The organism is Hydrogenophaga atypica (genome assembly GCF_042665215.1).
GTDB lineage: Bacteria > Pseudomonadota > Gammaproteobacteria > Burkholderiales > Burkholderiaceae_C > Hydrogenophaga > Hydrogenophaga defluvii_A.
Genome location: NZ_JBHTCA010000023.1, coordinates 48,518 through 57,188, shown reverse-complemented (window position 1 = coordinate 57,188; position 8,671 = coordinate 48,518). Strand labels below are relative to the sequence as shown.

Here is an 8,671-nt window from a genome sequence, read left to right as displayed (position 1 = left end):
CTTCTCGGGTCAAGTGGGTATAGGTCATGGTGCAACGTTTGGGACTGGCTGGTCACAAAAATGCATCCTATGCACTCTTGGCCCAACTCGGTTTACTTGTGTTGCACTTCGTACTTGAATCCGCCTGTCTAAACTTCTTCACAGTTCTGCCGCCCCGTTCCCACTCTTCAAGCCAATGGCGTTCTACGTTCCCCTGCCCCTGGAAGGCCTTCAGCTCAACAAGCCCATCCCGGTCAACATCTGGGAGCCCAATGGCACGCTGTTGTTGCGAAAAGGCGAAATCATCGAGGGCGAGCGGCACCTGCAGAACCTGATGGCCCATTCGCCCGTCATCACCGAGACCGACTACCGGGCCTGGAGCTACAGCTACACCACCCAACTGGATCAGATGGTCCGGCGCAACAACACGCTGGATGAAATTGCCCAGGCAGGCCTGCCTTCCGAGGTGCCCACCAACACCGAACGCGAGACGTTGGACCCGGTGACCGACTGGCCCGATCTGCATGCTTCGCTGGCCACCCTGCTGCACCAGGGCGCGCAGGCGCAGGACTTTGTGACGCGCCTGACCCAGCTGGAAGCCAAGGCCCAGCGCCTCGTGGCCTACCGCCCCGACCACGCGCTGTTCATGCTGGTCACACTGTTGCAGGAACGCAACCTCAGCTACTGCGCTGCCCATGCCCTGCTGGTGGCGTCGGTCTGCCACCTGGTGGCACCTGCGGCCGGCGTGGACGAGGCGCAGCAGCCCTCCCTGTTCCGTGCCGCCATCACCATGAACCTGGGCATGGCCCGCCTGCAGGACGACCTGGCCCGCCAGTCCGCACCGCTGACCGTCGAACAGCAGCGTGAGGTGGCCGAACACCCGCAGCGCAGTGTGGCCCTGTTGCGCAGCATGGGCGTGGGCGACACGCTGTGGCTGCACCTGGTGGCCGAGCACCACGCGACGGCCGCCGAAACGGGCGACGCCGAGGCCGCTTTGGCGCTGCTGCGGCTGGCCGATGTCTACGTGGCCCGCATGACGCCACGTGGCGCCCGGCCCGCTTTGCCATCGCCTCAGGCCGCGCGCGGCGTCTACCTCAACGACAAGGGCGAGCCCACGCCACTGGGGGCGGCGTTCATACGCACGCTGGGCATCTACCCGCCCGGCAGTTTCGTGCGGTTGGCCAACGACGAAGTGGCCGTGGTGGTCAAACGTGGGCGGCGCGCCAACACCCCGCTGGTGTCCAGCATCGTGGGGCGCCAGGGCATGCCCCTGGGTGAGCCAGCCCCCCGCGACACCATGGAGCGGCCGTTTGAAGTCAAAGCCGCCGTGCCTTTCGACGAAGTCCGTGTGGTACTCAACCCGGTGCGGCTGTTGAGCCGAACATGAAGCACCCATGAGCCCCGCCTACACCGCCGCTGCCCTGCCGTATGGCGCCTTGGCCGATCAGATCGAAGCGCTGCTGCGCGACCCCACGGTGGTGGTGCCACCGCGCTTGGTGCAGCCGCTGGCGGGCGGCGGCAGCCTGTTCGTGATGCCTGCCACCGACGCGCGTGTGGCCATCACCAAACTCATCACCTTTGTGCCCGACAACGGTGCGCGTGGCCTGCCCGCCATCCAGGGCGACATCGTGGTGTTTGATGCCCAGGATGGGCGCCGGCTCACCGTGCTCGACGGCCCCACCGTGACCGCACGGCGCACGGCGGCGGTGTCTTTGTTGGCCGCACGCCACTTGGCGCCGCGCACCGATGGCCCCTTGCTCATCGTGGGCGCTGGTGTGCAGGGGCTGGCCCACCTGGAGGCCTTTCACGAGGGGCTGGGCGTGCGTGAGGTTCTGGTGGCATCGCGCAGCCCCGCCAGCGCCGACACCCTGGTGCGCCACGCGAAGGCGCTGGGCCTTCAAGCGCGGCGTGTGGACGATGCCGATGCCGCGCTGGCCGACTGCCCCCTGGTCGTCAGCGCCACCTCGGCGCAAGCGGTGGCGCTGCGCGGCCTGCCTCGCAGCGACGCCTTTGTGGCGGCGGTGGGGGCGTTCACGCCGCGCATGGTGGAATGGGCGCCCGAGGTTTGCCGGCAGCTCGCCCACACCGGCACCTTGGTGGTGGACACACGGGACGCTGACCACGAAGCCGGCGATCTGTTGCAGGCGGGTTTGGACGTGGGCCCATTGCCCAGTTTGGGCGACGTGGTGCGCGGCGCCGCCGGCGCGCGCAGCGGCCCGGTGTTCTTCAAGAGTTGTGGCTGGGCGGGTTGGGATCTGGCCGCCGCACGCTGTGTGGTGGACGCCGCGCGTCACCCCTGACGCGCCCCCTCTCCATGCCTGGTGACATCACCACCCACGCTGTTGCGTGGGGGTGGCGAGCTCAGGGGTTTTCCATCTGTTTGGCCATGGTTTTGCCCAGTTCAACGCCCCATTGGTCGTAGGCATGCACGCCCCACAGCGCGGCCTGGCAAAACACCTTGTGTTCGTACAAAGCCACCATCGCGCCCAGCGTGTGGGGCGTGAGCGCTTCCAGCCACAGGCTGGAATTGGGCACGTTGCCACGGAAGGTGCGGTGGTTGAGCATCTCGGCGATATGTGCATCGCCCAGGCCGGCGGCGCGCAGCTCGGTTTCGGTGGCGGCGGCGTCGCGCCCCAGGGCCAGGGCTTGCGCCTGGGCCTGGAGGTTGAGCAGGGCCACCCGGTGGTGTTCGGCCGCCAGGGGCAGGGGCGTGTCCTCGGACTCGACGCCGATGAAGTCGACCGGCACCCGGTGCTGGCCCTGGTGCAGCAATTGGAAGTAGGCGTGCTGGCCTTCGATGCCCAGGCCGCCCCAGACGATGGGGCCGGTGTCGATCTCGACCGGTGAGCCGTCCACGTGGGTGCTTTTGCCGTTGGACTCCATGTCCAGCTGTTGCAGAAATCGGGCGAAGTGGAACATGCGGCTGGCGTAGGCCGCGATCAGGTGGGTGGGGCAACTCAGAAAGTTGCGGTTCCACACGCCCAGCAGCGCCATCATCAGCGGCATGTTGCGGGCGGGGGCGGCGCGCCAGAAGTGTTTGTCCATGGCGTGGCCACCGGCCAGGAACTCGCGGAAGCGGTCGGGACCGATGGCGATGGCCAGCGGCAAGCCGATGGCCGACCACACCGAGTAGCGCCCGCCCACCCAGTCCCAGAAACCGAAGGTGTTTTCTGCGGCGTAGCCCTGGCCTGCCGAGATCTGGGGCGAGGCGGTCACGGCGATGAGGTGGGGCACCTGTTGTGCTTCGGACACCAGACCGTGGTCGGCCAACCAGCGCTTGACCGAGGCGGCCAGCGTCATGGTTTCCTGCGTGGTGAAGGTTTTGCTCTGCACCACAAAGATGGTTTGGTCGGGGTTGAGCCAGCGCAAGATGCTGTGCAGCGACCAGGCGTCGGGGTTGGAGATGAAGTGCACCCGCACGTCGGGGTCGCAGTAGGCGTCCAGCGCCTGCACGGCCATGCGTGGCCCCAGATCGGAGCCGCCGATGCCGATGTTGACCACGTTGGTGATGCGCCGGCCCCGGAAGCCGCGCCACTGACCATTGCGTATGCGTTCGGCCGCGCCCAGGAAACGCTCCAGCTCGGCCTGCACCAGGTCTGAAATGTGCTCACCCCAGGGCGGTTGCGCCATGTGTGAACCCCTCAGGGCCACGTGCAGGGCCGCGCGGTCTTCGGTGCGGTTGATGTGTTCGCCCCGCGCCTGGGCCTGGGCCTGGGCCAGCACGCCCGACTCCTGCGCCAGGTCCAGCAGCGCAGCCAGCACCTCGGGCGTGACCTGTTGTCGGCTCGCGTCCAGCCGCAGGCCCGCCACCTCGAACTGCAGGCTGGCGTGGCGCACGTTGTGCCCGCCCGCGAGCAGCTCGCGCAGGTGGGGCAAGGGCTGGGACGCCAGCTGTTGCAGATGCACCCAAGCGGCGCGCTGCTGGGGGGGGACGAAGGTGGGTGTCATGCGTGAGGCAAACAAAAAAGTGTGCGTGGCCTGGTGTGTTCAGGCAATGGCCCGTACGGCTTCGGTGGCTTCGCGCGCCAGGCGGGTGATGTGTGCCCAATCACCTGCGGCCACGGCCGCTGCCGGCGTGAGCCACGAGCCACCGACCATGGCCACGTTGGGCAGGGCCAGGAACTGCGCCATGTTGGCCAGCGACACGCCACCCGTGGGGCAGAAGCGCAGGTCGGGCAGCGGGCCGCCCCAGGCCTTGAGCACCTCCACGCCGCCGAGCTGCGCAGCCGGGAAACATTTCATCAGCGTGAAGCCGGCGTCGCGCATGGCCATGGCCTCGCTGGGTGAACCGACGCCGGGGATGAAGGGCAGGCGGGCTTGCAACACCGCGTCGATCAGCGCGGGTGTGCTGCCGGGCGAGAGCGCAAAACGCGCGCCCGCGTTCAACACCTGTGCAACCTCGCTGGCGCGTGTCACGGTGCCGGCGCCCACCTGCATGGCGGGCACGGCTTTCGCCACGGCCTCGATGGCGGCCAGACCGGCGGCGCTGCGCAGGGTGATCTCGATCACGTCCACGCCGCCGGCCAGCAGGGCCTCGGCCATGGGCACGGCCTGGGCCGGGTCGGTGACGACGACCACGGGCACCACGCGGGATTGGAAGGGGGGCAGAGAAGCAGGTGTGTTCATGGGGTTGCCGGAGTGTGCCAGTTGTGGGGCAGTTCAATCATTTCCGAAGAGGGCGGAGGCGCCGTTTTCGGCCAGGCCCGCCTGGCGGCGGAACAGGCCAAACAGCTCGCGCCCATGGCCGTGGCCGTTGGCGCTCAGGTTCACCTCGGGCAGCGGGCGCTGGGCCAGCTCGGCCTCGTCCACCAGCACGTCCAGGGTGCCGGTTTCACAGTCCAGCAGCACCATGTCGCCGTCGCGCACGCGGGCGATGTGGCCGCCACACACGGCTTCGGGTGTGACGTGGATGGCGGCGGGCACCTTGCCCGAGGCGCCCGACATGCGACCGTCGGTGACCAGCGCCACCTTGAAGCCCTTGTCCTGCTGGATGCCCAAAATCGGCGTCAGCTTGTGCAGCTCGGGCATGCCATTGGCCTGCGGACCCTGGTGGCGCACGATGGCCACAAAGTCGCGTTCCAGCTGGCCCTGCTTGAACAGATCGCTCAAGGCCTGCTGGCTGTCCACCACCACGGCGGGTGCCAACACGCGCTGGTGTTCGGGCTTGACGGCCGCGGTCTTGACCACCGCACGGCCCAGCTTGCCTTGCAGGCGCTTGAGGCCACCGTCGGGCGTGAAGGGCTCGCTCACCGGGCGCAGCACCGATGTGTCGCCAGAGGCGGCGGGCGCGGCGCGCCAGGCCAGCTGGCCCTGGTCCAGCCACGGTTCGGTGGCGTAGCGCTGCAGGCCTTCGCCGAGGAGGGTGCTCACATCCGCATGCAGCAGGCCCACCGAGAGCAGTTGCCCGATCAGGAAGCCCATGCCACCGGCGGCGTGGAAGTGGTTCACGTCGGCCTTGCCGTTGGGGTAGACCTTGGCCAGCAGCGGCACCACGCTGGAGAGCTCGGCGAAGTCGTCCCAGTCGATGCGTATGCCGGCGGCACGCGCCATGGCCACCAGGTGCAGCGTGTGGTTGGTGGAGCCGCCGGTGGCGAGCAGGCCGACGATGGCGTTGACGATGGTTTTTTCGGTGACGATCTGGCCCATGGTCGGCGCGCGCAGCGCGCAAGCCACCGCGTGTTCGGTGAGTGCCGTGCGCAGCGGTGTGCCAGGGTTGACGAAGGACGAACCGGGCAGCTGCAAGCCCATGATCTCCATCAGCATCTGGTTGGAGTTGGCCGTGCCGTAGAAGGTGCAGGTGCCCGCGCCATGGTAGGCGGCTTCTTCGGCCGCCAGCAAGGCGGCGCGGTCCACCAAGCCTTGGGCGTACTGCTGGCGCACCTTCGCTTTCTCGTCGTTGGACAGCCCCGAGGTCATGGGTCCGGCCGGCACCATCACCACTGGCAGGTGGCCGAACTGCAGCGCACCGATCACCAGGCCCGGCACGATCTTGTCGCAGATGCCCAGGCACAACACGCCATCGAACACGTTGTGCGAGAGCGCCACGGCTGTGGCGAGTGCGATCACGTCGCGCGAGAACAGCGACAACTCCATGCCCTCGTAGCCTTGTGTCACGCCGTCGCACATGGCCGGCACGCCGCCGGCCACCTGGGCGGTGGCGCCCAGCGTGCGCGCGGTGGCGCGGATGTGTTCGGGGTAGTGCTCATACGGTTGGTGGGCCGAGAGCATGTCGTTGTAGGCGGTGACGATACCGATGTTGGGCTGGCGCTCCTGGTGGAGCACCAGCTTGTCGTTGCCAGGCATCGCCGCGAAGGCGTGGGCCATGTTGGCGCAGCCCAAACCTGCGCGGTATGGGCCGGGTTTGCGCAGCCCGGCCAGGGTGGTCAGGTAGGCCGCGCGGCTGCTGCGGCTGCGCTCGACGATGCGTTCGGTCACACGCTGCAGCGCGGGGTTCAGAGAAGGGGTGGTGTCAGCCATGGCGAACTTTCGGCATTCAGGGGGCCGTCCACACATGGACGGGCGAGGGGGAAGGGTGGATCACCAGCGAGATGGGCAGGTCGGCCGTGGGCGCCACACCAGCGCGTTGAAACACGGCTTGTTTGGCCGGGCCTGGCAGCGGCAGCACCAGGCAGCGCGCGGCCAGCAGCGTGGGCAGGGTGAGCGTGAGGCGGGCGTGGGGGGCCGTGGAGGGCCGCGTCCAGGCCACCGGAGCGGTGCTCGTCAGCGCCACCTCAACGCCGGGCGCGTGGGGGAACAGCGACGCGGTGTGGCCGTCCTCGCCCATGCCCAGCACCGCCACGTCCAGCGGCCAGGGCAGCCCTCGCATTCGCTGGTTGGTGGCGGTGGTGAGGGCGGGCAGGTCGGTGTCGGCGTCGAAGTGGGGCAGGGTGTCAAAAAACGGCAGCCAGCGTGCAGCGGCAGCTTCGCCTTGCAGCAGGTGCTGGCGGACCAGGGCGCTGTTGCTGTCGGGGTGGTCGGGTGGCACACAGCGTTCGTCCACCAGCAGCACCGTCACCTGCGCCCAGGGCAGGGCCTGTTGGCTCAGTTGTTGGAACAGTGGCACAGGCGATTTGCCGCCCGACACCGCGAGCAAGGCCTGGCCGCGCTCGGCCACGGCGTCGCGCAGGCGCTGGGCGATGTCGGCGGCCAGCGTTTGCGCGAGTGTGGTCGCGTTTGGGCAAGGGTGGAGGGCGATGTTCACGGTCTCACTGCGCCTCGAACCACACCGCACCTTCGCGCGCCACCAGGGCCGACGCGGCGGCCGGCCCCCAACTGCCGGCAGGGTAGGTCTTGGGCCGTTCGCCCAGTTGCTGCCAGCCTTCAAGGATGGGGTCGGCCCAGCGCCAGGCGGCTTCCAGTTCGTCGCGCCGCATGAAGTGGGTCAGGCGGCCTTTGATGACGTCGATGAGCAGGCGCTCGTAGGCTTCCGCGCGGCGTTCGGTGAAGGCCGATTGCAGGTCGAGGTTGAGGAAGACCGGGCGCATCTTCATGCCCGAGCCCGGCTCCTTGGCCATCATCTGCAACTGGATGGATTCTTCTGGCTGCAGCGTGATGATGAGGCGGTTGGGGTGGGACTGCGAGGGTTCGCCGGCGAAGATGGAGAAAGGCGGCTCGGAGAATTCGATGATGATTTCCGACTGCCGTTTCAACATGCGTTTGCCGGTGCGCAAAAAGAAGGGCACGCCGGCCCAGCGGCTGTTGTGCACCTGGGCCTTGATGGCCACAAAGGTTTCGGTCTGGCTGCCGGCGGGCACGTCGGCCTCGTCCAGATAGCCCTTGACCTGGGCGCCATCAACCACACCCGCCGTGTACTGGCCGCGCACCGTGTCGCGCAAGACGTCGGCCAGCTCGAACTTGCGCAGCGAGCGCAAGACCTTGAGTTTTTCGTCGCGCACGTCGTCGGGGTCGAGCGAGATGGGGGCCTCCATGGCCACGATGCACAAGAGCTGCAACAGGTGGTTTTGCACCATGTCGCGCATGGCGCCGGTGTGGTCGTAAAAGCCCGCCCGCGTGCCCACGCCCACGGTTTCTGACACGGTGATCTGCACGCTTTTGATGGTGGGCGCGCGCCAGAGGGGTTCGAAGATGGCGTTGCCAAAACGCAGCACCATGAGGTTTTGCACCGTCTCTTTGCCGAGGTAGTGGTCGATGCGGTAGATCTGCTTTTCGCTGAAGTGCCGCGCCACCGCTTCGTTGATGGCCTGGGCCGAGGGGAGGTCGTGGCCCAGGGGTTTTTCCAGCACCACGCGGGCGTCGGCGTCGATCAACTGGGCCTGGTCGAGGTGGCGGCAGATGTCGGTGAACAGGCTGGGTGCGGTGGCCAGGTAGAACACCTTGGTGGCGCCGCTGCGGCAGCTGGCGTGCAAGCGCTGGTAACCCTCTGCGACCGTGGCATCCAGGCTCACGAAGTCCAGCCGTGCCAGGAAGCTGGCCCAGGCGTCGCGGTCCAGGGCGTCGCCGCCCACATGGGGGCGCGAGGCCTTGTCCACGAAGGCCACGTAGTCGTCGCGTGTCCAGTTGTGCCGGCCCACACCAATGATGCGGCAGTCGTTGGGCAGGCGCTGGTGCAGGTGGGCCATGCAGAGCGCAGGCAGCAGCTTGCGCCAGGCCAGGTCGCCGGCACCGCCGAAGATGACCATGTCCAGTGGGGGAGTGGGTGCGGTGCTCACGGGCGGTTGTCTCTCGTTGTTGA

Annotated in this window: 7 protein-coding genes; 2 read left to right on the top strand and 5 right to left on the bottom strand. The window is 68.0% G+C overall.

From position 1 onward, the window contains the following. The first annotated feature begins 175 nt into the window (after nucleotides 1-175). A complete protein-coding gene (locus tag ACFQPB_RS19685) occupies nucleotides 176-1,366 on the top strand; it encodes an HD-GYP domain-containing protein (RefSeq protein WP_382226965.1) in 1,191 nt (396 codons plus the stop codon). A gap of 7 nt (nucleotides 1,367-1,373) precedes the next feature. Next, on the top strand, nucleotides 1,374-2,279 hold the full coding sequence (locus ACFQPB_RS19680) for a delta(1)-pyrroline-2-carboxylate reductase family protein (protein WP_382226962.1): 906 nt from the start codon (nucleotides 1,374-1,376) through the stop codon (nucleotides 2,277-2,279). Between the two features lie 61 nt (nucleotides 2,280-2,340). Here ACFQPB_RS19680 and pgi read toward each other — a convergent pair whose 3' ends face one another. From pgi to zwf, 5 genes are read right to left on the bottom strand one after another with little or no spacing between them, the layout of a single operon-like run. Continuing rightward, nucleotides 2,341-3,927, bottom strand: coding sequence for a glucose-6-phosphate isomerase (gene pgi / locus ACFQPB_RS19675; protein ID WP_382226959.1), 1,587 nt, complete (start codon nucleotides 3,925-3,927; stop codon nucleotides 2,341-2,343). A 39-nt stretch (nucleotides 3,928-3,966) separates the two neighbouring features. Then, a complete protein-coding gene (locus ACFQPB_RS19670; RefSeq protein ID WP_382198137.1) occupies nucleotides 3,967-4,605 on the bottom strand; it encodes a bifunctional 4-hydroxy-2-oxoglutarate aldolase/2-dehydro-3-deoxy-phosphogluconate aldolase in 639 nt (212 codons plus the stop codon). A 33-nt stretch (nucleotides 4,606-4,638) separates the two neighbouring features. Next, a complete protein-coding gene (gene edd / locus ACFQPB_RS19665) occupies nucleotides 4,639-6,456 on the bottom strand; it encodes a phosphogluconate dehydratase (RefSeq protein WP_382226957.1) in 1,818 nt (605 codons plus the stop codon). A gap of 16 nt (nucleotides 6,457-6,472) precedes the next feature. Next, a complete protein-coding gene (pgl, locus tag ACFQPB_RS19660; protein WP_382226954.1) occupies nucleotides 6,473-7,180 on the bottom strand; it encodes a 6-phosphogluconolactonase in 708 nt (235 codons plus the stop codon). A 4-nt stretch (nucleotides 7,181-7,184) separates the two neighbouring features. Continuing rightward, complete coding sequence (gene zwf, locus ACFQPB_RS19655; protein WP_382226967.1) at nucleotides 7,185-8,618, bottom strand: glucose-6-phosphate dehydrogenase; 1,434 nt, start codon at nucleotides 8,616-8,618, stop codon at nucleotides 7,185-7,187. Nucleotides 8,619-8,671 lie beyond the last annotated feature (53 nt).